Genomic DNA, 21,788 nt, shown 5'->3' with positions numbered 1-21,788 from the left:
TGTAGTAACACGACCGACTTCGAGGGACCAAGGCTCTGACCTGCTCAAGCGCATGATCAATGCCTCCGTGTGACCACCAACTGCGGAACCCGGGGAGAGCGGACACGCAGTTTCGGACCGCCTTGACCGAGGTGGCCGGTGGTCGCTCGTCCCAGATCGCCTCCACCAGTCGGGACACCGGCACCACCCGGTTCGTGTCGAGCAACAGCGCGGCGAGGGTGCGCTGCTCCCGAGATCCGGCAAGATCCAGCCGTCCGTGTTCAAGCTGGATCGTCAGCGGACCCAACGCCTGGAACCTCACGGCGGCCACCCCGTTCCACGCATCGACGGGTCCTCCTGTTGGAGGGCCCCGTCGTCGGCTCGGCGGCCGGTCCACCTGGTGTCAGGCAGCCGTGCCGCTTCGCAGTGTGGCACCGTCAGCCATTCGCGGATGTCTAAATTACCGATGCATCGGTAATGCCAGTTCTTGCGCTCACCCTGCTGCCACCGGCGTCCGACGGGGGACGGTGTGGACGCGGTGCCACGCCTTACCGGCGGCCTTCGTTCTGGCCGGAGAATCGCTGGAAAACGTCGGGGTACCCCGGCCGCGGTCAGCGGCCGGAGTACCCTCCGTGCGACTTTTCGGGAGCGAGTCTGCCCGTCGGACTGTTTCGCCCCCCACCAGCCACGCGTGCGGGCTCATTTGCCTACCAGGACGCGAACGACGAGGCGCGGTCGTTCCAACCGAGATCGGTGAGGTTGACCCGTCCCATTCCACCCGGAGTCCACAGTGCCGATCCGGTCCACCCGGCGTGCTCCCAGATCGTCTGGCCGTTGTGGTTGTCGGCCGCTACCGATGACGCCTGGTCGTTCCAGTCGATGCACCACAGATGGCAGTACATGCTCACCCTGCTCAGATCGCGATACCCCCAACCGCTCGCGGTCGCCAACAGGTTCCCGCGGAAGTGCGAGTGCTCATAGATCGCCGTGCTGTTGGTGAAGTTGATCGACGGTCCGGTCGTACCCGCGGATGATTCTCCGGTCGCTCCTTTCGCGTCCTCCGTCATCTCCTTTGCGGGCTGGGCCAACGCGTTCGCCGGCCCGCCGTTCTTGCGTACGAACTGTTCGAACTCGGCCGGGCTGGTGAACGCGACAAGTTCCGCTGCCGCGCCACGGTCCAGCATCGCCGCCATGTAGAGCGGCCGTCCGTTGTACCTGGTTATGCCGTCGGGGCTCGCCGGCTTGCCGTCGATGGTGAGGGGGACACGCGGCACCTGATGCACGATCGGTCCGCCGGTGGCACGGTCAGATCCCTGATGGCTGGGAGCGGGGGCGGCCGGGGCCGAACCCGCGCCGGTGGGGAGCGTCGCGGCGGTCAGACCCACGATCGACCGATCGCCGGCCAACTGCGCGGCGCTTCCGTCCTGCGGAACCGCAGCACCGGCGGGGCTGGCCATGAACGCCCCCGAGGTCAGGATCAGGGCAGCCGCCAGCGAGAGCAGCTTCTTCACGGGACTCCTCCTCTTTCGCTCGTCACGCGCCACCTGTCGTGGCTCGTGCACCAGAGTCGGACCGGCGGTCCTCAGGCAGTCCACGGGTTGTCCACGACTGGTCCACGCCGGGCGACGGGATCGCAGGGGAGGTGTTGGATCGTGTGGGAGCGGCGTGTACCCGGGGCGGCACCGTCGCGATCACGATCAGGTGCCGCCGCCAAGCGGTACGCCTCGGAGAGCGCGGCCGGGACCGGCGGTCACCACCCGCGTCCCGCGACGGCGATGCGACGTGGGTGGAAGCGGAGCCGGATCGTCGTCAGACGACCTGCCGGTAGCCGGTGTTGACGATGCGTTCGGACGCCTTCGTGTACCACTCGGGACCGGTTGCCGGTTGGGTGCCGAGGCCGTCGACGTACCGGTTGAACATGCAGAACGCCGCCGCGATGAGCACCGTGTCGTGGATCTCCAGGTCGGTGGCGCCCTCGGCGCGGGCGGCCTTGACCAGTTCGGGGGTGACCTCGCGCCCACTGACCTGGACGGCGCCGGCGATGTGCAGCAGGGCGCGCAGTTTCGCGGAGATCGGGGCGTTGTCGAGGTCGGAGCGCACCTGGTCGACCAGGGTCATGCCCTCGTCGAGCTGCGCCGCCGCGTACGCGGAGTGCGCCGAGCAGCAGTAGTTGCACTCGTTGCGGCCGGAGACGTACGCGGCGATCAGTTCCCGTTCGCCGGGGGAGAGCGGATGCGGCCCGCGCAGCAGCACCTCGACCAGCTCAAGTAACGGTTGGCCGGTTTCCGGCCGGAAGCGCAGCGGCCCACGCACGCCGGGCAGCTCCGTCTCGTCCACCCCTAGGTCGATGTATGCGATGGGGTCACTCTCCTAGAATCACGAAGCCGATCCAGAGCGTGTCTGGTGATCGAATCTAGTCGATCACCCACGTCATCTCAAGGGTCGTCTGGCTATGTCCAACAAGGACTGTCGTACGACCGTTTGTGGTGGCGGATCGGGCGGCATCTGCGATGGGCGTGCGCCCAGCGAGGTCAGCCCCGCTTCATGAGGCGACCGACGGCGGCCATCATCTCGGTCGCCATCTCGTCGGCCCGGCCCTCCGCCGCTCCCTCGTGCATGCAGTGCCGGGCGTGCCCGTCGAGCAGGCCGAGGGCCACCTTGTCGAGCGCGGCCTGGATCGCGGAGATCTGGGTGAGTACGTCGATGCAGTAGCGGTCGTCGTCGACCATCTTCTCGATGCCCCGGACCTGCCCCTCGACGCGCCGCAGCCGCGCGAGCAGCTGGTCCTTGGTGGCGGTGTAGCCCCGGGTCGGGGTCGGGTTCGGTGTGGTCATGGAACCGAGGATAACGTACCCCTCCCGGGTATGCTACGGTTGTACACGGCGATACCCCTCCCCGGTATTGGTTCACATGGGCGATCGCGGGCGTCCGCCCGCCAAATACCCCCGGGGAGTATGGGTGAGATGTGAGAGGAGCATTCCATGACCAGCACGACGTACCAGGTGAAGGGCATGACCTGCGGTCACTGCGTCAACTCGGTCAGCACCGAGATCGGCGCGATCGCGGGCGTCAGCGACGTCCAGGTCGACCTCGCCGCCGGGCGGGTGACCGTGACCAGTGAGGCGCCGCTGGACCTGGCCACCGTGCGGGCCGCCGTCGACGAGGCCGGCTACGACCTCGTCGCCGCCTGAAGTTCCCACCACCCCGAAGGAACCGAGGTGCCAGTCACATGAACACGGCGACGAAGCTGAGCGGATTCGCCCTCGGCCTCGCGGCGGTGTTCGGCGCGGCGTACGGGGTCGGCCATGTCGTCGACCCCGTCGCCCCGGCCGCCGACACCCGCCCCGAGAGCACCACCGGCCACGAGGCCGGCGGCCACGACGACGACGGCGGCGGCCACGACAGCGACCCGGGAGCGGCCAACCCGATTCCCGGCGGACTGCTGGTCTCCGACCGTGGCTACACCCTCGTCCCGGTCCCGGCACCGGTGGACGAATTCGCCTTCCGGATCACCGGCCCGGACGCCCACACCGTCACCGCCTTCGACGAGGCACACGAGAAGCGGATGCATCTCATCGTGACCCGCCGGGACCTCTCCGGCTTCCGGCACGTACACCCGGAGATGGCGCCGGACGGCACCTGGCGGGTCGCGTCCCCGGTCGGCGAGCCCGGCACCTGGCGGGCCTTCGCCGACTTCACCCCCAGCGGCGGCCCGCCGCTGACCCTCGGCGTGGACGTATCCGTTCCCGGCCCGTTCACCCCACGACCGTTGCCGGCACCGGCGACCAGCAGTTCGGTCGACGGATACACGGTGACGATCGACGGCACTCTCCAGCCCGGCCGCACCGCCGAGCTGAGCCTCACCGTCAGCCACGACGGTGCTCCGGTGACCGACCTGCAGCCCTACCTGGGCGCCTACGGGCACCTGGTCGCCCTGCGCGAGGGCGACCTGGCGTACCTGCACGTGCACCCGGAAGGCGAGCCCGGAGACGGACGGACCAGCCCGGGACCGCAGGTCACCTTCTTCGCCGAGGTCCCTTCGGCCGGCACGTATCGGCTCTTCCTCGACTTCCAGCACCAGGGCACCGTGCACACCGCCGAATTCACCCTGACCGCCGGCCAGGCCCCCACGGTCGGTGGCACCGCCCCGACCGGTCCCGCGACGCCGAGCCCATCAGCCGCTGGCGGGCACGGCGAGCCCGGCCACCCCCACAACTGAAAGCGGAGCACGTCATGACCTCACCCGCCAGGCCGCTGCGCGTCGCGCGCAACCAGCTCGAACTCGAAATCGGCGGGATGACCTGCGCCTCCTGCGCTGCCCGGATCGAGAAGAAACTCAACCGCCTCGACGGCGTCACCGCCACCGTCAACTACGCCACCGAGAAGGCCACCGTCCGCTACGACGACACCGTCACGCCGCAGGATCTGATCACCGCAGTCGAGAAGACCGGCTACACCGCCGTCCTGCCACCCCCGCCCGCGCCGGCCGGCTCGCAACCGGCCGCCGAGCCGGTGGACGAAACGCGCGGTACGCGGACCCGGCTGTGGGTCTCGGTCGTGCTGACCCTGCCGGTGATCCTGCTGGCCATGGTGCCCGCCTGGCAGTTCACCTACTGGCAGTGGCTGTCGCTGACGTTGGCCGCCCCGGTCGTGGTCTGGGGTGGCCTGCCGTTCCACCGGGCCGCCTGGATCAACCTGCGCCACGGCGCGGCCACCATGGACACCCTCGTCTCGCTCGGCACCCTCGCCGCGTTCGGCTGGTCGTTGTGGGCACTGTTCCTCGGCGACGCCGGAACGCCCGGCATGACGCACCCGTTCAGCTTCGACATCAGCCGTACGGGCGGCGCCGGCAACATCTACCTGGAGGCCGCCGCCGGGGTGACCACCTTCATCCTCGCCGGGCGCTACTTCGAGGCCCGCTCGAAGCGCACCGCCGGCGCGGCCCTGCGCGCCCTGCTCGAACTCGGCGCCAAGGACGTCGCGGTACTCCGCGACGGTGTGGAGACCCGGATCCCGGTCGAACAGCTTGCCGCCGGCGACCGGTTCGTGGTCCGGCCGGGCGAGAAGATCGCCACCGACGGGGTGGTCGACGAGGGCACCTCGGCCGTCGACGCCAGCATGCTCACCGGCGAGTCCGTTCCGGTCGAGGTCGGCGCGGGCGACACCGTCGTCGGCGCCACCGTGAACGCCGGTGGCCGCCTCGTGGTCACCGCCACCCGGATCGGCGCCGACACCCAACTGGCGCAGATGGCGAAGCTGGTCGAGCAGGCCCAGGCAGGCAAAGCCGCCGTGCAGCGCCTCGCCGACCGGATCTCCGGTGTGTTCGTCCCGATCGTGATCGCCCTTGCCGCCGCCACCCTGGGCTTCTGGATCGGCAACGACAGCGGCCTGACCGCGGCGTTCACCGCCGCCGTGGCGGTGCTCATCATCGCCTGCCCGTGCGCCCTCGGCCTGGCCACACCGACCGCCCTGCTGGTCGGCACCGGCCGCGGCGCCCAGCTCGGCATCCTGATCAAGGGCCCGGAGGTGCTGGAGAGCACGAAGAGGGTCGACACCGTACTGCTGGACAAGACCGGCACCGTCACCGCCGGGAAGATGGCCCTGGTCGACGTGCTGCCCGCCGACGGTCAGGACCGCGGTGAACTGCTTCGGCTGGTCGGCGCGCTGGAGGCCGCCAGTGAACACCCCATCGCCCGGGCGATCGCCGCCGAGGCGTCGCGAACCGGCACACCGGCACCGGTGACCGGCTTCGCGAACGCCGAAGGTCTCGGCGTGACCGGTACCGTGCACGGCCGGGAGGTGGTGGTCGGCCGGCTGCGGCTGCTGCGCGAGCGCGGGCTCGACGTACCGCGGGAGGTCGAACAGGCCGCGAGCGCGGCCGAGGCCGCCGGCCGAACCGCGGTGCTGGCCGGCTGGGACGGCCGGGCGCGCGGCGTCCTCACCGTCGCCGACACGGTCAAGCCGACCAGCCGGGCGGCCGTCACCGGGCTGCGCGCACTCGGCCTGACTCCGGTCCTGCTCACCGGCGACAACGCCACCGTCGCCGCGGCCGTCGCCGCCGAGGTCGGCATCGACCAGGTGATCGCCGAGGTGCTGCCGGCCGACAAGGCCGAAGTGGTCAAGCGCCTCCAAGCCGAGGGCAAGACGGTCGCGATGGTCGGAGACGGGGTCAACGACGCCGCCGCGCTCGCCCAGGCCGACCTGGGGCTGGCCATGGGTACCGGGACCGACGTGGCGATCGAGGCGTCGGACCTGACCCTGGTCCGCGGCGACCTGACCGCCGCCGTGGACGCCATACGGCTTGCCCGCCGGACGCTACGCATCATCAAGAGCAACCTGTTCTGGGCCTTCGCCTACAACGTCGCCGCCCTACCGCTGGCCGCCGCCGGCCTGCTCAACCCGATGATCGCCGGCGCCGCGATGGCCTTCTCCTCGGTCTTCGTGGTGGCGAACAGCCTCCGCCTGCGCGGCTTCCGAAGCACCAGCTAGCGGCCGCGCGCGCGACGCGCACCTGTCACCGCCAGGTGCGCGTCGAGATCGGCGGCGGCGGCGGGCCGGCCCCGGTGCGCCGGGACGGCTCCGCGCGTCGGAGCCGTCCCGGCCACTGGTTCAGAGGCGGTAGACCGAACCGATCGCGGCGCCGGCGTCGACCCGCCAACGGTCCATCACCGACACCGTGCCGCCCGGCCGCTCGACCGCGTTGCCCAGCACGAACGCCGCCGTCCACGAGATCGAATCAGCCGTACAGTCGAGATAGCCGCGGTACGAGCTGAGGGACCCCGGGTCCCCGTAGGCGTACTGGGCGCGGAACGCGCCCGGGTCGAGGTACGCCTCGAAGTCGGTGCCGCTGTTGCTGGTCATCGGGGGCCCGACGAACTCCGTCGCCACCAGCGCGGAGTTCTCGTTCTGCCGCTGCCGCACCGAGGTGACGATCGCGCGGTGGGTGTCGCCGCTGACCACGACGGGGTTGAACGCGCGGCGTTTGCGGGCGGCGAGACGGGCGCCGAGCGCATCGGTCAGCGCGGAGCGGTCGGCCTCGTAGCCGGTCCACTTGTCCATCGTGCCTGGGAACCCGGGGAACCAGGAGACGGGAACTCCGGAGCCGATCGCCGTCCAGGTCGCGTGCGAGCTGGCGACCTTGCCCAGCAACCAGGACATCTGCTCCTTGCCGAGGATCGTGCCGGTCGGCGTGCGCCACTGCCGGTCGTCCACGAGCAGCAGGTCGAGGTTCCGCCCCCACCGCACCTGTCGGTGCAGGCGGAGGTGCTTGCGGCCCGACGCGGCGTCGTAGACCGGCGGCCCGCCGCGCAGCGGCATGTTCTCCCAGTACGCCTGCAACGCGTTGCTGAACCGCTCACGTGCCGCCTCGGTCATGTCCGGGTCCCCACCGGCGACGTTGTCGAAGAACTCGTGGTCGTCGGGAACGACGTACACCGGGTGGCGGGCGTGCAGCGCCAGCATCGCGTCGCGGGACTTGTACTGCCCGTACCGGCGCCGGTAGTCGTCCAGCGAGACCACCGCCCGGTTGGGGATGTGGCCCGGGCGGCCGAACTCGTAGATGTAGTCGCCGAGGAAGACGACGAAGTCGAGATCGTCACGCCGCCCGAGGTCCGCGGCCCCGTTGAAGTAGAACAGACCACTGCCGGGCCTGGCCATGTTCTGGCAGCTGATTACCGCGAACCTGGCGGCCCGGTCGGCCGACGGAACGGGCGTGGTGCGGGTCAACCCGACGGGACTGACCCAGTCGCCGACGACGAACCGGTACGCGTAGGCGGTGTCGGGACGCAGATCCGTGACGTCGACATGCACCGACCAGCCGTGTTCCGGGTCCGCCGTCGTGGTACCGGCGGCGACGAGATCGCCGGACTCAAGGGCGGCCGGCGTCCGCGCCACCTGCCACCCGACCGGTACGCTACCGACTCCGTCCATGCCCTGGCCCACGGCGGTCGGCGCGGGCGCGAGGCGGGTCCAGATGACGACCGCCCCCGGAATCGCGTCACCGGAGGCGACGCCGACGGTGAACGGAGTCGTCGCGAAGTCCGGCACGGCGCCGGCGAAAGCGCGCGGGGCAACGGCGAGGCCGCTCGCGATCGTCGCGGTGGCCACGCCTGCGGTCCGCAGGATGGTACGGCGGCTGAGGAGGTATCGGCTGGTCATGGAACTGGGGGCCACCTTTGTCATCGATTGCTGGCCCGCACGAGATTTCAGGGGAAAGCAGACCGTACGGCGACCCGCAGGCAAACCCCGGGGGCGGGTTTGGAAACGTTTCCCCGCCGTCCGAGGCGCGACCAGACGGGCGCACAGGGCTGTTATGCAGCCTCTTTGGTTCACGGGCCGACGACCGGTGGGCGGCGGGCGACCAGGCAGCGGCCCGGGCGGACTGGGTCAGTTCGATGCGGATACTGGAGGGCTGCGCCACCCACAGGCAGCGGTGGTGCGGCAGCGGATCGACCAGGGCGGCTAGCTGGACAGAGTGATGTGTTGGGTTCCGATGACGGAGAGAAGCTGCATCTTCTCGTAGCTTTCGCTGCCGGGGACGGCGGTGTAGACGAGAAGGGAGTGTGCCTGGTCGGGGTCGAGAAGGATCTGGCAGGTCAGCTCGAGGGCGCCGATCTCGGGGTGCATGAAGCGTTTGACGCCGTTGTAGCGGACTCCGATCTCGTGTTCGCTCCAGACGGTGCGGAATTCTTCGCTGCGGTCGAGCAGGAGGCGTTGAAGGTGAGCCGCCCATGAGTCAGGTCCGCGGAGGGTGACCGTCCTGCGGAGCCCGGAGGCGAACACGCGGGAGTGCAGCGCGTGGTCGTCGGGGTGGTACAGGGCCCGGATGGCCGGGTCGGTGAACCATCGGTAACCGATGCTGCGGGCCGGGCCCTGGTATCGGGTGAGGTCGCCGGTGAGAGCGACGCCGAGCGGGGTCTGCCGCAGTGTCTCGCCGAGTTCGGTGACGATCTCGGCCGGGGTGTCGGTGAGCCGGTCGAAGATGCGGAGCAGGCCGGGACTGATGTGTTCGCTGGTCGCGCCCCTCGTGGGAGGGTTGTGCCCGGCGAGGCGGAAGAGGTGGTCGCGCTCGTCGAGAGACAGATGCAGGCCCTGCGCGATCGAGGCGATCATCTGCTCGGAGGGGTGCGGCCCGCGCTCCCGTTCGAGCCGGCTGTAGTAGTCGGTGGAGATGTGGCAGAGCGTCGCGACCTCTTCGCGGCGCAGGCCGGTGGTCCGGCGCCGCTGCCCGCGCGGAAGGCCGACGTCTTCGGGCTGCAACGACTCCCGGCGGCGACGGAGGAACTCGGCGAGCCCGGCTCGGTCGATCATGGCTGCTTCCTTCCTGTTTGCCGTTCCTCTGTTCTACCAGCGGCGCCTTACCGCAGCCTCGGATCGTCGATCCCCCCTTCACGCGGCGGTCCGTCGATACGAGCGGCGGTGATGGTCCGCCGTAAGGTGTGATGCGTGACGACCGATGGCGGGATCTACGAGCTGATGCGGCGGCAGTGGTCGCAGGGGCGGCTGGTGTGCGTCGGCCTGGACCCGGATCTGTTGAGGCTGCCGGTGGGTCTGGGTGCTGATGACGCGGGACGGGTGACGGTCTTCTGCCGGGAGATCGCTGACGCGACGGCGGAGTTCGCCGCGGCGTTCAAGCTCAACAGCGCGTTCTTCGAGCGGATGGGCGTGCCGGGGGTCCAGGCGCTGGAGCACACGATCACCTACATCAAGCAGGCACATCCGGACCGTGTCGTCATCGTCGACGCCAAACGCGGGGACATCGACAACACGAACCTGTACTACGCCGAGGCTGTCTTCGACACCTGGGGCGCCGATGTGGTCACCGTGCATCCGTACATGGGCCGTGAGTCCCTGGAGCCGTTCCTGCGGCGCCGGGACAAAGGGGTGATCGTGATGGGGGCGAACTCCTGCGCCGGTGTCGGGGAGTTCCAGGACCTGCCCGTCGGCCCCGAGGGCATCCCGCTGTACGAGTACGTGTGCCGCAGGGTGGCAGGCAACTGGAACCATCTCGGCAACTGCGCGGTGACCGCCGGCGCCACCGAACCGGCCAAGCTCGCCCGGATCAGGGAAGCCGTCGGCGACATGCCCATTCTGCTGCTCGGCCTGGGCGCGCAGGGCGGCGATATCGATGAGTGCCTGCGGGTGGGCAAGGCGCAGGGCTCGTTCGGGCTCATCGCGAACTCCTCCCGCGCGATTCTCTACGCCTCGTCCGGTTCCGACTTCGCCCAGGCGGCCCACCTTGCTGCGGCGCGCTTCAACCAGCGGCTTTCCGAATGACGCGATGGCCGAACGTGCTCCGGTCAGGTCAGCAGGAGGTAATCGATGTCTGAAGTGGGGCGGCCGGCGGACGATGTTCCCGGCGCTGGAACGGGTGGCGCGGATGCTGCCATGGTCGAGGCACTGCGCGTTGCCGAACGGCGTCTACAGCGGGCCCAACTGGCCTCCGATGTCGCGGAGCTGGATCGGTTGATCGATGATCGGCTCGTGTTCACCGGACCCGATGGCGATCTGTATTCAAAGCAGGACGACCTGCGGGTTCATCGATCCGGACGGCAGTCGATGACCCGGGTGGACGAGGAGGACCTGGCTGTTCTCGTGGCCGGCGACACCGGCGTGACCTAGTTCCTCGGCACGCTGGAAGGCACCCTTGACGGCGAACCGTTCGCCGCCCGGGTCCGCTACACCCGCACCTGGATCCTCGACGAGGACGAGGGATGGCGCCTGATCGCGGCACACGTCAGCCCCACCGGCCGGGACACCGCCACGGACGGTTGACCGGAGGGCGTATCGCAGCGGTTGCCGCCGGTTGGAGCGACGATCCGGCTGCCGATGCGACTCTTCGCCAGTTACCTCCCCGTGACCATTCTTCTGTGGAGGCTCGATGGGAGCGCTCCCTACACTCGTCGCGATGATCACCTCACCTGAAGGAGGTTCGTGATGGGTGGAGCACTCGATCTGTCCGATCTGGACGCGGCCGACATCTCGTGGGCAGACGGCGACGAGCAGTCGACCGGCCTGTACACGGTGGCGCCGGTGGGCAGCGTCGCCGTGACCGAGGGCGCGAGCGACGGCAAGAGCTGCTGCGGCGGCGGCTGCGGCGGTCGGCCCATCCAGTGGTGCTGCATCAACTGCCACTGATCGGGTAGCGGTCGCCGGCACACCGCGACGCGGTGTGCCGGCGACCGGTCGGGGCGTCGGCACCGGCGCCCCGACCCCTGACCACACACGAGGATCCGGGAGGGATTCAGGGATGGCTTCCGACGTGAACGGCGGTGTCGAACTCAGCGTGGTGATTCCCACGCACGAGGACGCCCAGTGCCTGGAACTGACGCTGCGGTCGTTGCGCCGGCAGAGCCTGGCACCGGAGCGGTTCGAGGTGATCGTCGTACGCGACGGCGGTGACGGCGGCGACTACACCGACGTCGCCGACGCCGGCAAGGGACTGAACCTGCGGCTGGTCGAACTGGCCGAGCGTCAGGGCCGGGCGGCGGCGCGAAACGCGGGGGTACGACACGCCTCGGCCGGCCTGCTCCTGTTCCTCGACTCCGACTCGTACGCCACGCCCCAACTGTTGGAACGACACCTGGCCCACCATCTGGACACCGACCGGCCCGCGGTCCTGATCGGGCGGCGGGACGAACTGGGGCTGCCACACGTCAACGCCGCGCTGGCCGGCGAGCCGACCATCCCGGTACCGAACCGGCGCGCCGACGGCGGCGGTGACCTGCGGTTTCCGGCCGGGCACCCGGCCGGCGAGGAATGGTTGCAGGCGGGCTGGCTGTTCGCGTTCACCCACAACGTCTCGGTCTCCCGCAAGCTGTTCGACGAGGTCGGCGGGTTCGACGAGCGGTTCGGGCTGCGCTGGGGGCTGGAGGACATCGAGCTGTTCTACCGGGTGCACAGGCATCTCGGGCTGCTCGAACGCAACTTCGCCTACGACGACGCGGCGGCCGCCTACCACCTGCCGCATCACCGCAACATCGACCGGAACTGGCAGGACTTCGCGGCCAACCGCGGTCTGGTCGCCGAGAAGTACCTCGTCGTCGAGTGGGAGTTCGTCGGCATGCTGGAGGTCTACGACTCGGCGGAGCGGGTGGTGCACTACCGCGCGTCGATCGCCGACTGCCTGGCCCGGTCGGCCTGCCGGATCGGGCCCGCCGTCGAGCTTCTTCAGCCGCACCTGCCCGGCCACCGGGTGCTCTGGATCGGCACCGGCAGTGACCGGACGACCCTGCCCGAGGGGGCCCTGACCTTCGACTACGCCGCCCCGGCCGGCCCCACCAACCACCACCTGATCGGCATGAGCCCGCCGATCGCCCCGGGCAGCCTCGACGCCGTGGTCAGCGTCGACTTCTGGCGCTACCTGCGGTGGGACGACCTCTGCCAGTTCATCAACGTCGCCGGCGTCCTCGCCGGGGAGGTCCATCTGGTCAGCACCGGAGCCGAACTCTCCGGAGCGGTCGACCCGGACGCGTCGACCTTCGGCTACCTCACCCGTGTCCTGCGGACCGCGTTCGAGACCGCCGTCAGCGACGTCGACGGCCTGGGTACGGTGCTGCGTCTGCGCCCGTACCTCCCGCCGGCCGCCGCGACCGAGTGACCCCGGGCCGACCACGCTGATGACGCACACCCCTGTGATCGAGGCTCGCGGCCTGACCAAGACCTTCCGGATGCCCGACAAACGGCCGGGTCTGACCGGATCGCTGAGCCACCTCGTCCGGCCCCGGCACCGTTCGCACACCGCCGTGGACGGCATCGACCTGACCATCGCGGCCGGGGAGGCCGTCGCCTACGTGGGGCCCAACGGCGCCGGCAAGTCGACCACCGTCAAGCTGCTCACCGGCATCCTCCAACCGACGGCGGGGCAGGTCGAGGTCTGCGGCATCGTCCCGCACCGCAACCGGTACGCCAACGCGCGCAACATCGGGGTCCTGTTCGGCCAGCGCAGCCAGCTCTGGTGGGACCTCCAGGTCCGCGACTCACTGTCGCTGCTGCGCGACATCCACCGCATTCCACGCCGCCGGTACGAGGAACGGCTCGCCGAGTTCGACGCGTTGCTCGGCCTGGGCGAGCTGCTGCCGGTGGTGGCCCGCCGGCTCTCCCTCGGCCAGCGGATGCGGGCCGACCTGGCCGCCGCCCTGCTGCACTCGCCGTCCGTGGTGTTCCTCGACGAGCCCACCATCGGATTGGACATCATCGCCCGCCAGGCGGTCCGGGACTTCCTGCGGGCCCAGTGCCGCGCCGGCACGACGGTGCTGCTGACGACACACGACATCGGAGACATCGAGCAGGTGTGCCAGCGCCTGGTCATCATCGACGGTGGCCGGATCATCTTCGACGGGCCGATCGACGTCGTACGCGAGCAGGTCGCCCGGCAGCGCACGCTGCACCTGACGCTGGACGCCGACTGGAGCGGAAACCTCGACGCCGACCTGCCGGGCACCCACCTGTCCCCGGGGACGTCGCCCCGGCACATCTCGATCGCCTTCGACCACGCGACCTACGGCGCGGGCGAGATCGTGGCGGCGGTGGCCGCCCGGGTCCCGGTCGTCGACCTGCGGATCGACGAACCGTCGATCGAGGACGTGGTACGCCGGGCGTACGCGGGCGAACTCGGTCGGCCGACCTTGGCGACGCCGGCATGAGACCGTACCGGAGTCTGGCCCGGATGGCCTGGTCGACCGTCCTGGTCTACCGGGGTGAGTTCCTGCTCCAGCTCGCCGGGGTCGCGGTGCAGACCGTGGCGCTGTTCGCGGTGTGGCGGGCGTTGTTCGCCGCCGAACCCGGAGGCGAGCTGGCCGGACTGTCCTGGGAGCAGATGAAGGCGTATCTGTTCATCGCCTTTCTGACCGGCACCCTGCTGTCCAGCTTCACCGACGGGCAGATCGCCGTCCGGGTGCTGGACGGTTCGGTGGCCCTCGACCTGGTCCGGCCGATCGACTACCAGTTGGCGCGGTTCGCCGAGTCGGTCGGCTATCTCGTCGGTGAGCTGTTCGTGGTCGCGGTGATGGGCTCGGTCCTCCTGGTGGCGTTCGGGGGGATGCCGCTTCCCGACCCCGCCCAGGCCGGGGTGTTCCTGCTCAGTCTGGCCGCGATGGTGCCGCTGAAGTTCGCGCTGGTGTATCTGGTCGGGCTGGCCTGTTTCTGGACGGGCAACTTCCACGGCCTGAGCCTGTCCCGGGTCGCGATCACCAACATCCTGTCCGGCGCGCTGGTGCCGATCGCCCTGTATCCCGGATGGCTGCAGACGATCTGTGCCTGGTCGCCGTTTCCCGGCATCGTCTCCACGCCGGCGCTGATCTTCCTCGGCCAGGTTCGGGGCGCCGAATCGATGTACCTGATCGGCACCCAGTTGCTGTGGGTCGCGGTGCTCTGGATCGGCGCCCGACTGCTCTGGCGCGTCGCGGTACGTCGGCTCGTGGTGCACGGGGGCTGACATGAGCGGGCCGATCGAGGCGGTACGGATCTACCGCAGGCTGCTCGGGGCGCACCTGCGTGCCGTCCTGGAATACCGGGCCGACGCGTTGCTCACCATCGGCGCCGCCGTGCTGGGCCAACTGGCCGGGCTGGTCTTCGTGGCAACGATCTTCCGGCAGGTGCCCGTGCTGCAGGGCTGGACGCAGTGGGAGGTCCTCTGCGTCTGCGCGATGGTGATGCTCGCCGAGGGGATCGGCTCGCTGTTCTTCGAAGGTGCCTGGCATCTCAGCGGCATGGTGAACCTCGGCGCCCTGGACTACCAGTTGGTCCGCCCGTACCCGGTGGTGCTCCAGGTGACCGGCGCGGCGGTCGGCGTCAACGGCCTGGGCAACGTCGTGTTCGGCACGTTGCTGCTGGCCGCGGCGGTCGGCCGGATCGACGTGGCCTGGTCACCGGTCACCGTGCTGTGGGCCGGGCTCCTGCTGGCCAGCGGACTGCTGGTGAAGATCGCCGTCAACCTGGCCACCAACGCGGTGGCGTTCTGGCTGCTGAGCCCCTCGAACTCGATCGCGGTCAGCGTGCACATGCTCGGCGACCTGGCCCGGTATCCGCTGACCGTCTACGGCACGGGCGTGCGGTCGCTGCTGACCGTCGTCCCGGTCGCCTTCGTCGGCTACTTCCCCGCCGCGGCACTGCTGGACAAGGGCGTCCCGGCCACGGTCGGCACGCTGACCCCGGTCGTCGCGCTGGCCTGCGCCTTCGGTGCCTGGCGGGTCTTCGAGGCCGGGCTGCGTCGCTACGAGAGCGCGGGAAACTGAGATGGCTGACGAACCGCAGGGCCGGCCGGGGCAGGAGAGCGTCGTCGAACGCTATCTGAGCGCGGTGCGCGCCCAGACCGCCGCCGCACCCTCCTCCTACCCGCCGCCGCGGAGTAAACGCTATCCGGGCAGCCCGCGTACACCGCTGCCCTGGCCGGGACCGGGGGCAGCACCGCTGACCGGTGCCGGCCTCGACCGGATCAGCGCACTGCTGCTGGGCTACGGACCCCGCCGGGTGGAGACGCTGACCTCCGCAGGGCTGTCGGCGTTGACCGGCACCCCGTCGAGCGGGCCGGTCTTCGCCCGCGCCCTGCCCGCCTGGTTCACCCTGCGCTGGTCCGTACCGTCCGGGGGTGCCTACTATCCCGGCGAGATCTACGTCGCCTGGACCGGGTCCGGTGAACTGCCCGCCGGCGTCTACCACTACGACCACGTACATCACTGCCTGGAACTGCTCCGCGCGGGAAATCCGGTCGCCGAACTCGACCGGCTGCTGGGCCCGACGACAAACCCGGCGGACCGATCACGGTGCAGCGCCCTGCTGCTGGCCTGCCGGCCGTGGAAGAACAGCGGCAAATACCGCGCGTTCGGCTACCAGCTCGGCACCATCGACATCGGTGTCCTGCTCGGGCAGCTGCTCACGTCGACACAGGCCGGCACCGTCCACCTGGCTCCCGACCCGCGGGCCGCCGACGACCTGCTGGGCCTCGACGGCCTGGTGGAGAGCGTCTACGCGGTGATCGAGCTCCCCACCTCCGCGACGGTCGGGACCGGCACCCCGCCGGACCTGACCCCGCCGCCGGACCCGGTCGGCCTGGCCAACGACCGGCTCGCCCTGGCCGACGCCGACCCCAGCGCGGTCGCCCTGCACCGGGCCATCTCGACCGGGGGCGACGCGGCGGTCCGCGCGGATCCCCACCCGCCGGACAACGGGGCGGCGGCACCGCCGCCGCCCACCACGGCACCGGTCCGGCTGCCCGAGGTCACGCCCCTGGACCTGGTCGGCGCCGCCGCCGGCCGGGTCTCGGCCAGCGACCTCGCCCCCGGCCTGCGCCTCGGGCAACTCGCCGACATCCTCGCGTACGCCGGCGGCCACCGGGCCACCACCACCGCACTGGACACCCTGTCCCGGCACCCGCTCCACCCGTCGCTGTGGTGCCTGGTCAACCAGGTGGACGGGCTGCCGCCCGGCGCCTACCGGTACGACCCGCGACAGCACCTGCTGTGGCCATCGGCCGGCACCGGGCCGCAGGCCCCGACCACCAACGTGGTCGACCGCCGGATGGCGACCGCCGGCGTCACCGTCTTCGTCGTCGCCGGGGGAGACCCGCCGGTGGCCGACCTGACACCCGCGGCGTTCCGCCAGCTCCACCTGCTCACCGGTGCCGTCGTACAACTGACCGCCCTGGCCTGCCAGGCGGTCGGCGCGGCGGCCCGCCCGATCGGCGGGTTCTCGGCCCGCGACGCCGCCGAACAACTGGGACTGCCCCACGGACACACCCCCGTGGTGCAACTCCTGCTCGGTGCGCCGAAACCGCGCGCCGGACTGCTGGCCGTGGCACTCACGGAAGGAACCTCGGATGCATGACGACCAGATACCGGTGCTGACCGGCCAACCGGCACCGGACACGGTCCTGGCGACCCTGGCCCGACACGGCGCGGCACTGCTGCGCGACGGCGGCTGGCGGCGCGAGACGTTCGTACGGCTCGGCGACGCGTTGATGACGCCACTGCCGTACGACGGTGCGTTCCACGACGAGCGGGACGTCGTCGGTGACGACCCGACCACGACCACGGTCACCCGGGGCACCCGGGGAATGCCGCTGCACCGCGAGGCGTCGTACGCCCCGGGCTCACCCGACCTGCTGACCTTCCTGTGTGAACGACCGGCGGCCGACGGCGGCGGCACGACGCTCTGCGACGGGGTCGCGCTGCTGGCCGCCCTGCCCGAGCCGGTGCGTGAGCGGTTCGAACAGATGGAGATCACCTGGGAGAGCCGGATGTCGACCGCCGCCTGGCAACAGATGTTCGGAACCACCGACCGGGCCACGGCGCAAGGCTTGCTGCGGCGGTGGGAGCCGTACCTGCGGCCGTGGGAGTCGATCCACGTCGACTTCACCGACGAGGTGATGACGACCGGCTTCGGCACCCGCTGCACCCCGCCGACCAGGTTCGGCGCCGTCCCCGCCTTCTGCAACTCCCTGTTCATCAGCCGGCCGCGCGACGACGAGTACCGGGACCAGCGGCTGCGGGTGCGGACCCCGGCCGGGACACCCGTCGACGACGATCTCGTCGCCACCGCCGCCGCGGCGGCCGCGGACCTCACCGTCACCGTGCCCTGGCAGGCGGGCGACATCCTGCTCGTCGACAACTCCCGGTACCTGCACGGCCGCCAGGCATTCCAGGACACCGGACGCGCCGTCCTCGTCCGGATGGGCATGCTCGACCGGGCGGCGGTGACGGCATGAGAGCCAAGCTGCGCGACGACCTGATGTACGTGGCGACCGACGCCGGCGTCTACCTCGAGACGGGCACGACCAGCACCGAGATCAGCGGCGGGGCCGCGTACGGACTGATCCGACGGATCGCCCCGCACCTGGACGGCAGCCGGACCGTCGCGGAACTGACCGAAAGCCTGCCCGCCAACCAACAGCGGCTGGTCACCGACCTGGTCGCCATGCTCGTCCACCGTGGCATCGCCCGTGACCTGGACCGGGAGCCGCCACACCGGCTACAGGACTGGGAACTGAGCCGATACCGGCAGGCGATCTCCTTCGCCGAACACACTGCCGACGCCCCGCTGCACCGCTTCGAATCCTTCCGCAACAGCCGGGTCCTGCTCATCGGCGCCGGACCGGGCCTGGCCGCACTGGTCCAGACCCTCTTCGACCTCGGACTGCGGACGGCCACCCTGGTCGAAACCGCCGAGTCGCCGACCGAACAGGCGGCCTGCCAGCGGATCCTCGACCGCTGCCGGGCCGATGACCCGACCGTCGAGCTGAGTCTGCGCCCGGAACTCGCCGACGGCGCCGCGCTCGCCGCCGTGGTCGGTGAATACGACGCCGTACTGCACTGCACCGACCGGCTGATGGCCGGCCGGGCGCTGACCCTGAACCGGGTGGCCCGCGCACACGGGGTACCGGTGCTGCACGCCCTCGCCACCGCCGGCAGCGCCTGGGTCGGCCCCACCGGCGGTGGAGCTGTCGGCGGCTGCTGGGAATGCGCGGTCCGGAGCCTGCACGGCACCAGCCCGTCCGGCGAGGCACCGTTGGAAACGGACCACCCGGACGCCGTCGCGGAATACCTCACCGCTCCGGTGGGCGCACTCATCGGAACGGCGCTCGGATTCGGCTACTTCCGGCACGCCGTCGGCGCCGAGACCACCGCCACCAACCGCATGACCCACATCGACCTGGAATCGGCGGTCACCAGCGAACACCTGCTCGGCGTCCATCCCCGCTGCCGCGCCTGCCGCGGTTCCGTACCGGCGGAACCGCTTGCCGAGCGGATCGCGGTGATGGCCCGCCGGACCCCGGTCGACGCCGAGACGTTCGCGACCCGGGTGGCCACGCTGATCGATCCTCGGCTGGGGCCGATCCTCGACATCGGTACCGGCCGGCAGTCACAGATGTCGGTGAGCTGCATCGAGGCGACCGTCGCCGACGTGGCCGGCACCGGGACCGGACCGACGACCGTCACCGCCATCGGTAACAGTCGCCGGCAGGCTCTGAGCCGTGCGGCGGTGGCCGCGGTGGAGTCGCTCGCCGAGCGGGCCCCCACGGTGACCGACACCGCGCCGGCCGGCACCACCGACCTGCCCCACTGGTGGGACCCGGCCACCGGCGAGGTCGTCCCGGCGGAGCCCACGGGACCGCTGGTGGCCGCCGGGTTCACCTGGGCGGAGGCCCAGGGCCGGGCGCTGCTCAGGCTACGCCGTTCGGCGGCGACGGCACCGGACGCCGGCCACCTGCCCGGCCCTCCCGACCCGGCCGGCTCCACACCCGACCCGGCGGTTTCGGTCGGCTCCACACTCGACCCGGCCCACTGGCCCGAACCGGTCCGGACCATGGCGGCGGACATGAGCGTCCTCGGGCACGACCTGCACGCCTGGCGCGACGCGTCCAGCACCCCGACGGTCTTCGTCGGAACCGCCTCCGGCTGGCTCGCCCACACCACCGCCCCGGACACCGACACCGCCCTCGGACAGGCGATGCAGGCGGCGGTAGCCGGCCTCACCGGTCGCAGCCCGGCCGGCGCGGACGTCGGTCCGGATCTCGGCGCGGGAGACTGGGACAGCTGGCTCGCCCCACTGCTGAAGGAGCTGACCGACTCCGGGCAGCGGCTGCTCCTGCGGCCGGTCGACCATCTCCCCGACACCCACGTGCTCCCGTTCCTTGTCGAAGCCATGCTGGCACCCGGACCCGGGAGTATCGGATGACCGAGACGATGACCGCGCCGACACCGGCCGTTCAGGTCCACGGGGACGGCCTCCTGTTCCAGGCCGTGGCGGCGGCGACGGACCGGTTCCGGACCGACCACGGCCGCGCCGTCGACCTGTTCGTCGTCGACGGCGTCGACCAGGCCGACCAGGTGTTGGACGCGGCCCGCGCGGCCTATCAGGGCGGGCGGGACTTCCTGCCGGTCTACCCGACCCCGCGTGGCGTCCGGATCGGTCCGCACACCGTCGCCGGGCAACCCGGATGCCACCACTGCGTACGGGTCCGCGAAGGCCGGGCGCGGGTCACCGGAACACTTCAGCGGTCGGCTCTCTGGCAGGGCCTGTACGAGGGATCCGTCACCGCGCCGGCTCCCGTTCTCGGCCCGCCGGTGCTCACCACCGTGGCCGCGTTGGTGACCGATGAGCTGGCGCGCGTGGCGCGCGGTGCCACACCCCGCTGCGCCGACGCGGTACTTGAGGTCACCACCGCCACCCTCGCGGTCAGCCGGCACCGGTTCATCGCCGACCCCGAATGTCCGATGTGTTCGACCCTGCCCGACGACGGTCCCGAGGCCGGCACCTTCACCCTGATGTCCCGGCCGAAACAGGCTCCCGACAACTACCGCGCCCGCAGTCTCGCCGCCGAGCACGAGCGGCTGCTGGAAACCATGGTCGACGTCGAGACCGGACTGATCTCGTCGATGACCATCCACCACAACCACCCCATGATCCTGGCCGCGGCCATCGGCGGACCGGCGTGCTGCACCGACCTGTCCGGCTACGGGCGCACGTTCAGCTATCCCGCCAGTGTGTCGGTCGCCATCGCCGAGGCGCTGGAGCGGCTGGGCGGCACCCTGCCCCGGTCCCGCCGGACCCGGGTAACCGCCACATTCGCCGAACTCGGCCCCGAGCGTGCGGTCGAACCGCCGACCCTGGGACTACCCGACGCCCCGCCGCACGAACACGCCGTGCGCTACCACCCAAACCTGCCGGTGGAGTGGGTGTACGGCTACTCCTTCCGCCGGGGCGGCCCGGTCCTGGTCCCGGAGAGTTCGGCCTACTACGGCTCCCATGCGACGGCCTTCGGGCTGGAGAGCTCCAACGGCTGCGCGCTCGGCGGAAACCTGGAAGAGGCCATCCTGCACGGCATCTTCGAGGTGGCCGAACGCGACGCCTTCCTGGCCACCTGGTTCGCCCGGCTGCCGGTCCCACGGGTCGACCCGCTGACCTCCGCGGACCCGATGACCCGGCTGCTGGTGCGCTGGCTGGAACGGTCCACCGGAAGTCGGCTGCACGTCTTCGATATCACGATGCCGGAGGGGGTTCCCGCGCTCTGGTTGATGCTGGTGGACGAGACAGGCCGTCCGGGTCAACCCAAGGCGTTCTGTGGCGCGGGTGCGCACCTCGACCCCGAGCGGGCGCTGTGGTCCGGGCTGATCGAACTGGCCAGTGTCGCCGACGCCACGAAGGAGATGGTGGCCGGCGACACCACGGCACCGGGGTTGGTCGCCGACTCCGACCTGGTCCGGTCGATGGAGGACCACGCGCTGGTCGCCGCCTCTCCGGACAGTTGGGACCGGTTCGGCTTCCTCTACCGACGCGACGAGATCGTCTCGATGGAGACCGCGTTCCCGCACTCGAAGCGTTACCGGCCGGCCACCGATCTGCTCGCGGATCTGCGTTGGATCGTGGACCGGTATCTCGACAGCGGTCTGGACGTGGTCGTCGTCGAGCAGACAGCCCGGGAACAGGCCGCCGTCGACCTCACCTGCGTCAAGGTCATCATTCCGGGCACGCTGCCGATGGTCTTCGGGCACCGGAACCGGCGGGTCGACCTGCCCCGGCTGCGGGAGCTTCCGGTACGGCTGGGGTACCGGTCCACACCACTGCCCCCCGAAGAGATCAACCCCTATCCGCATCCATTCCCCTGACTTCCGTCCTGAACCCAGGGTGGGTGCGTCGCCGGCTGGACCACGACGTCGCACCCACCCTGCCGGGGATCGTTTCTGGGTCGGCGTCAGAAGAGCGGTCCCGCACAGGCCGCCATACTGTCGCTCATGAGCCTGGCCGTGCGCACCGACGACAACTGCCGGCTGTGGGTCGAACAGGCCGGCACCGGGCGGCGACCTCGCCGTATG

The 21,788-nt window shown here is 70.8% G+C and carries 19 protein-coding genes and 1 pseudogene; 14 read left to right on the top strand and 6 right to left on the bottom strand.

Features of this window, described 5'->3' with window-relative positions; genetic code table 11:
• The 4 genes and pseudogenes from AB0M79_RS14780 to AB0M79_RS14765 all read right to left on the bottom strand — a co-directional run.
• Window positions 1-301, bottom strand: a pseudogene (locus tag AB0M79_RS14780) (hypothetical protein); the annotation flags it as partial.
• Window positions 302-686: 385 nt separating this feature from the next.
• Window positions 687-1,490 carry a hypothetical protein gene (locus tag AB0M79_RS14775; protein ID WP_364212823.1) on the bottom strand — a complete coding sequence of 268 codons (804 nt, stop codon included), beginning with the start codon at window positions 1,488-1,490 and terminating at the stop codon, window positions 687-689.
• A gap of 298 nt (window positions 1,491-1,788) precedes the next feature.
• Window positions 1,789-2,337: a carboxymuconolactone decarboxylase family protein gene (locus tag AB0M79_RS14770; protein WP_364212856.1), complete on the bottom strand. Its 549-nt coding sequence runs from the start codon at window positions 2,335-2,337 to the stop codon at window positions 1,789-1,791.
• A 173-nt stretch (window positions 2,338-2,510) separates the two neighbouring features.
• Complete coding sequence (locus AB0M79_RS14765; RefSeq protein WP_357539302.1) at window positions 2,511-2,813, bottom strand: metal-sensitive transcriptional regulator; 303 nt, start codon at window positions 2,811-2,813, stop codon at window positions 2,511-2,513.
• A gap of 147 nt (window positions 2,814-2,960) precedes the next feature.
• On the opposite strand from AB0M79_RS14765, the gene AB0M79_RS14760 reads away from it, so the two are divergent.
• Genes AB0M79_RS14760 through AB0M79_RS14750 form a run of 3 tightly spaced genes read left to right on the top strand, consistent with a single transcriptional unit; the run spans window position 2,961 to window position 6,468 of the window.
• Window positions 2,961-3,170 carry a copper ion binding protein gene (locus AB0M79_RS14760; RefSeq protein ID WP_357539301.1) on the top strand — a complete coding sequence of 70 codons (210 nt, stop codon included), beginning with the start codon at window positions 2,961-2,963 and terminating at the stop codon, window positions 3,168-3,170.
• Between the two features lie 38 nt (window positions 3,171-3,208).
• The gene (locus AB0M79_RS14755; RefSeq protein WP_364212819.1) at window positions 3,209-4,198 is read left to right on the top strand and encodes a hypothetical protein; all 990 of its coding nucleotides are present in this window, start codon (window positions 3,209-3,211) and stop codon (window positions 4,196-4,198) included.
• Window positions 4,199-4,212: 14 nt separating this feature from the next.
• The gene (locus tag AB0M79_RS14750) at window positions 4,213-6,468 is read left to right on the top strand and encodes a heavy metal translocating P-type ATPase (protein ID WP_364212816.1); all 2,256 of its coding nucleotides are present in this window, start codon (window positions 4,213-4,215) and stop codon (window positions 6,466-6,468) included.
• Between the two features lie 120 nt (window positions 6,469-6,588).
• Here AB0M79_RS14750 and AB0M79_RS14745 read toward each other — a convergent pair whose 3' ends face one another.
• A complete protein-coding gene (locus AB0M79_RS14745) occupies window positions 6,589-8,136 on the bottom strand; it encodes an alkaline phosphatase D family protein (RefSeq protein WP_364212813.1) in 1,548 nt (515 codons plus the stop codon).
• A gap of 303 nt (window positions 8,137-8,439) precedes the next feature.
• Window positions 8,440-9,288: a helix-turn-helix transcriptional regulator gene (locus tag AB0M79_RS14740; protein WP_364212810.1), complete on the bottom strand. Its 849-nt coding sequence runs from the start codon at window positions 9,286-9,288 to the stop codon at window positions 8,440-8,442.
• A gap of 135 nt (window positions 9,289-9,423) precedes the next feature.
• On the opposite strand from AB0M79_RS14740, the gene pyrF reads away from it, so the two are divergent.
• From pyrF to AB0M79_RS14685, 11 genes are all read left to right on the top strand, one after another.
• Window positions 9,424-10,254, top strand: coding sequence for an orotidine-5'-phosphate decarboxylase (gene pyrF / locus AB0M79_RS14735; RefSeq protein WP_364212807.1), 831 nt, complete (start codon window positions 9,424-9,426; stop codon window positions 10,252-10,254).
• A gap of 45 nt (window positions 10,255-10,299) precedes the next feature.
• Complete coding sequence (locus AB0M79_RS14730; protein ID WP_364212804.1) at window positions 10,300-10,599, top strand: nuclear transport factor 2 family protein; 300 nt, start codon at window positions 10,300-10,302, stop codon at window positions 10,597-10,599.
• Between the two features lie 315 nt (window positions 10,600-10,914).
• Window positions 10,915-11,115, top strand: coding sequence for a hypothetical protein (locus tag AB0M79_RS14725; RefSeq protein WP_357539292.1), 201 nt, complete (start codon window positions 10,915-10,917; stop codon window positions 11,113-11,115).
• Between the two features lie 112 nt (window positions 11,116-11,227).
• Window positions 11,228-12,577, top strand: coding sequence for a glycosyltransferase family 2 protein (locus AB0M79_RS14720; RefSeq protein ID WP_364212801.1), 1,350 nt, complete (start codon window positions 11,228-11,230; stop codon window positions 12,575-12,577).
• 19 nt (window positions 12,578-12,596) lie between these two features.
• Window positions 12,597-13,622: an ATP-binding cassette domain-containing protein gene (locus AB0M79_RS14715; protein ID WP_364212798.1), complete on the top strand. Its 1,026-nt coding sequence runs from the start codon at window positions 12,597-12,599 to the stop codon at window positions 13,620-13,622.
• Complete coding sequence (locus AB0M79_RS14710; RefSeq protein WP_364212795.1) at window positions 13,619-14,413, top strand: ABC-2 family transporter protein; 795 nt, start codon at window positions 13,619-13,621, stop codon at window positions 14,411-14,413. The genes AB0M79_RS14715 and AB0M79_RS14710 overlap by 4 nt, the downstream gene beginning before the upstream one ends.
• Before the next feature lies 1 nt (window position 14,414).
• Window positions 14,415-15,212, top strand: a complete 798-nt coding sequence (locus tag AB0M79_RS14705; protein WP_364212792.1) for an ABC-2 family transporter protein — start codon at window positions 14,415-14,417, stop codon at window positions 15,210-15,212.
• 1 nt (window position 15,213) lies between these two features.
• Window positions 15,214-16,800: a nitroreductase family protein gene (locus AB0M79_RS14700; protein ID WP_364212789.1), complete on the top strand. Its 1,587-nt coding sequence runs from the start codon at window positions 15,214-15,216 to the stop codon at window positions 16,798-16,800.
• Window positions 16,793-17,680 carry a TauD/TfdA family dioxygenase gene (locus tag AB0M79_RS14695; protein ID WP_364212786.1) on the top strand — a complete coding sequence of 296 codons (888 nt, stop codon included), beginning with the start codon at window positions 16,793-16,795 and terminating at the stop codon, window positions 17,678-17,680. The genes AB0M79_RS14700 and AB0M79_RS14695 overlap by 8 nt, the downstream gene beginning before the upstream one ends.
• Entirely contained in the window at window positions 17,677-19,650 is a 1,974-nt protein-coding gene (locus tag AB0M79_RS14690) for a TOMM precursor leader peptide-binding protein (RefSeq protein WP_364212783.1), read from the top strand. The genes AB0M79_RS14695 and AB0M79_RS14690 overlap by 4 nt, the downstream gene beginning before the upstream one ends.
• On the top strand, window positions 19,647-21,581 hold the full coding sequence (locus tag AB0M79_RS14685) for a TOMM precursor leader peptide-binding protein (RefSeq protein WP_364212780.1): 1,935 nt from the start codon (window positions 19,647-19,649) through the stop codon (window positions 21,579-21,581). Before AB0M79_RS14690 ends, AB0M79_RS14685 begins: the two co-directional genes overlap by 4 nt.
• Window positions 21,582-21,788: the final 207 nt, after the last annotated feature.

Source organism: Polymorphospora sp. NPDC051019, assembly GCF_040683055.1.
Taxonomy (GTDB): domain Bacteria; phylum Actinomycetota; class Actinomycetes; order Mycobacteriales; family Micromonosporaceae; genus Polymorphospora; species Polymorphospora lycopeni.
The sequence above is the reverse complement of the archived record's forward strand: the minus strand, read 5'-3'. Positions and strand labels throughout refer to the sequence as shown.

What these genes read in the sequence shown, in the direction of transcription:
- AB0M79_RS14740 (WP_364212810.1), bottom strand. Translation starts at nt 9,288, where the DNA reads ATGATCGACCGAGCCGGGCTCGCCGAGTTCCTCCGTCGCCGCCGGGAG.
- AB0M79_RS14690 (WP_364212783.1), top strand. Translation starts at nt 17,677, where the DNA reads ATGAGAGCCAAGCTGCGCGACGACCTGATGTACGTGGCGACCGACGCC.
- AB0M79_RS14715 (WP_364212798.1), top strand. Translation starts at nt 12,597, where the DNA reads ATGACGCACACCCCTGTGATCGAGGCTCGCGGCCTGACCAAGACCTTC.
- AB0M79_RS14710 (WP_364212795.1), top strand. Translation starts at nt 13,619, where the DNA reads ATGAGACCGTACCGGAGTCTGGCCCGGATGGCCTGGTCGACCGTCCTG.
- AB0M79_RS14700 (WP_364212789.1), top strand. Translation starts at nt 15,214, where the DNA reads ATGGCTGACGAACCGCAGGGCCGGCCGGGGCAGGAGAGCGTCGTCGAA.
- AB0M79_RS14695 (WP_364212786.1), top strand. Translation starts at nt 16,793, where the DNA reads ATGCATGACGACCAGATACCGGTGCTGACCGGCCAACCGGCACCGGAC.
- AB0M79_RS14750 (WP_364212816.1), top strand. Translation starts at nt 4,213, where the DNA reads ATGACCTCACCCGCCAGGCCGCTGCGCGTCGCGCGCAACCAGCTCGAA.
- AB0M79_RS14685 (WP_364212780.1), top strand. Translation starts at nt 19,647, where the DNA reads ATGACCGAGACGATGACCGCGCCGACACCGGCCGTTCAGGTCCACGGG.
- AB0M79_RS14720 (WP_364212801.1), top strand. Translation starts at nt 11,228, where the DNA reads ATGGCTTCCGACGTGAACGGCGGTGTCGAACTCAGCGTGGTGATTCCC.
- AB0M79_RS14705 (WP_364212792.1), top strand. Translation starts at nt 14,415, where the DNA reads ATGAGCGGGCCGATCGAGGCGGTACGGATCTACCGCAGGCTGCTCGGG.
- AB0M79_RS14765 (WP_357539302.1), bottom strand. Translation starts at nt 2,813, where the DNA reads ATGACCACACCGAACCCGACCCCGACCCGGGGCTACACCGCCACCAAG.
- AB0M79_RS14760 (WP_357539301.1), top strand. Translation starts at nt 2,961, where the DNA reads ATGACCAGCACGACGTACCAGGTGAAGGGCATGACCTGCGGTCACTGC.
- AB0M79_RS14725 (WP_357539292.1), top strand. Translation starts at nt 10,915, where the DNA reads ATGGGTGGAGCACTCGATCTGTCCGATCTGGACGCGGCCGACATCTCG.
- AB0M79_RS14755 (WP_364212819.1), top strand. Translation starts at nt 3,209, where the DNA reads ATGAACACGGCGACGAAGCTGAGCGGATTCGCCCTCGGCCTCGCGGCG.
- AB0M79_RS14730 (WP_364212804.1), top strand. Translation starts at nt 10,300, where the DNA reads ATGTCTGAAGTGGGGCGGCCGGCGGACGATGTTCCCGGCGCTGGAACG.
- AB0M79_RS14745 (WP_364212813.1), bottom strand. Translation starts at nt 8,136, where the DNA reads ATGACCAGCCGATACCTCCTCAGCCGCCGTACCATCCTGCGGACCGCA.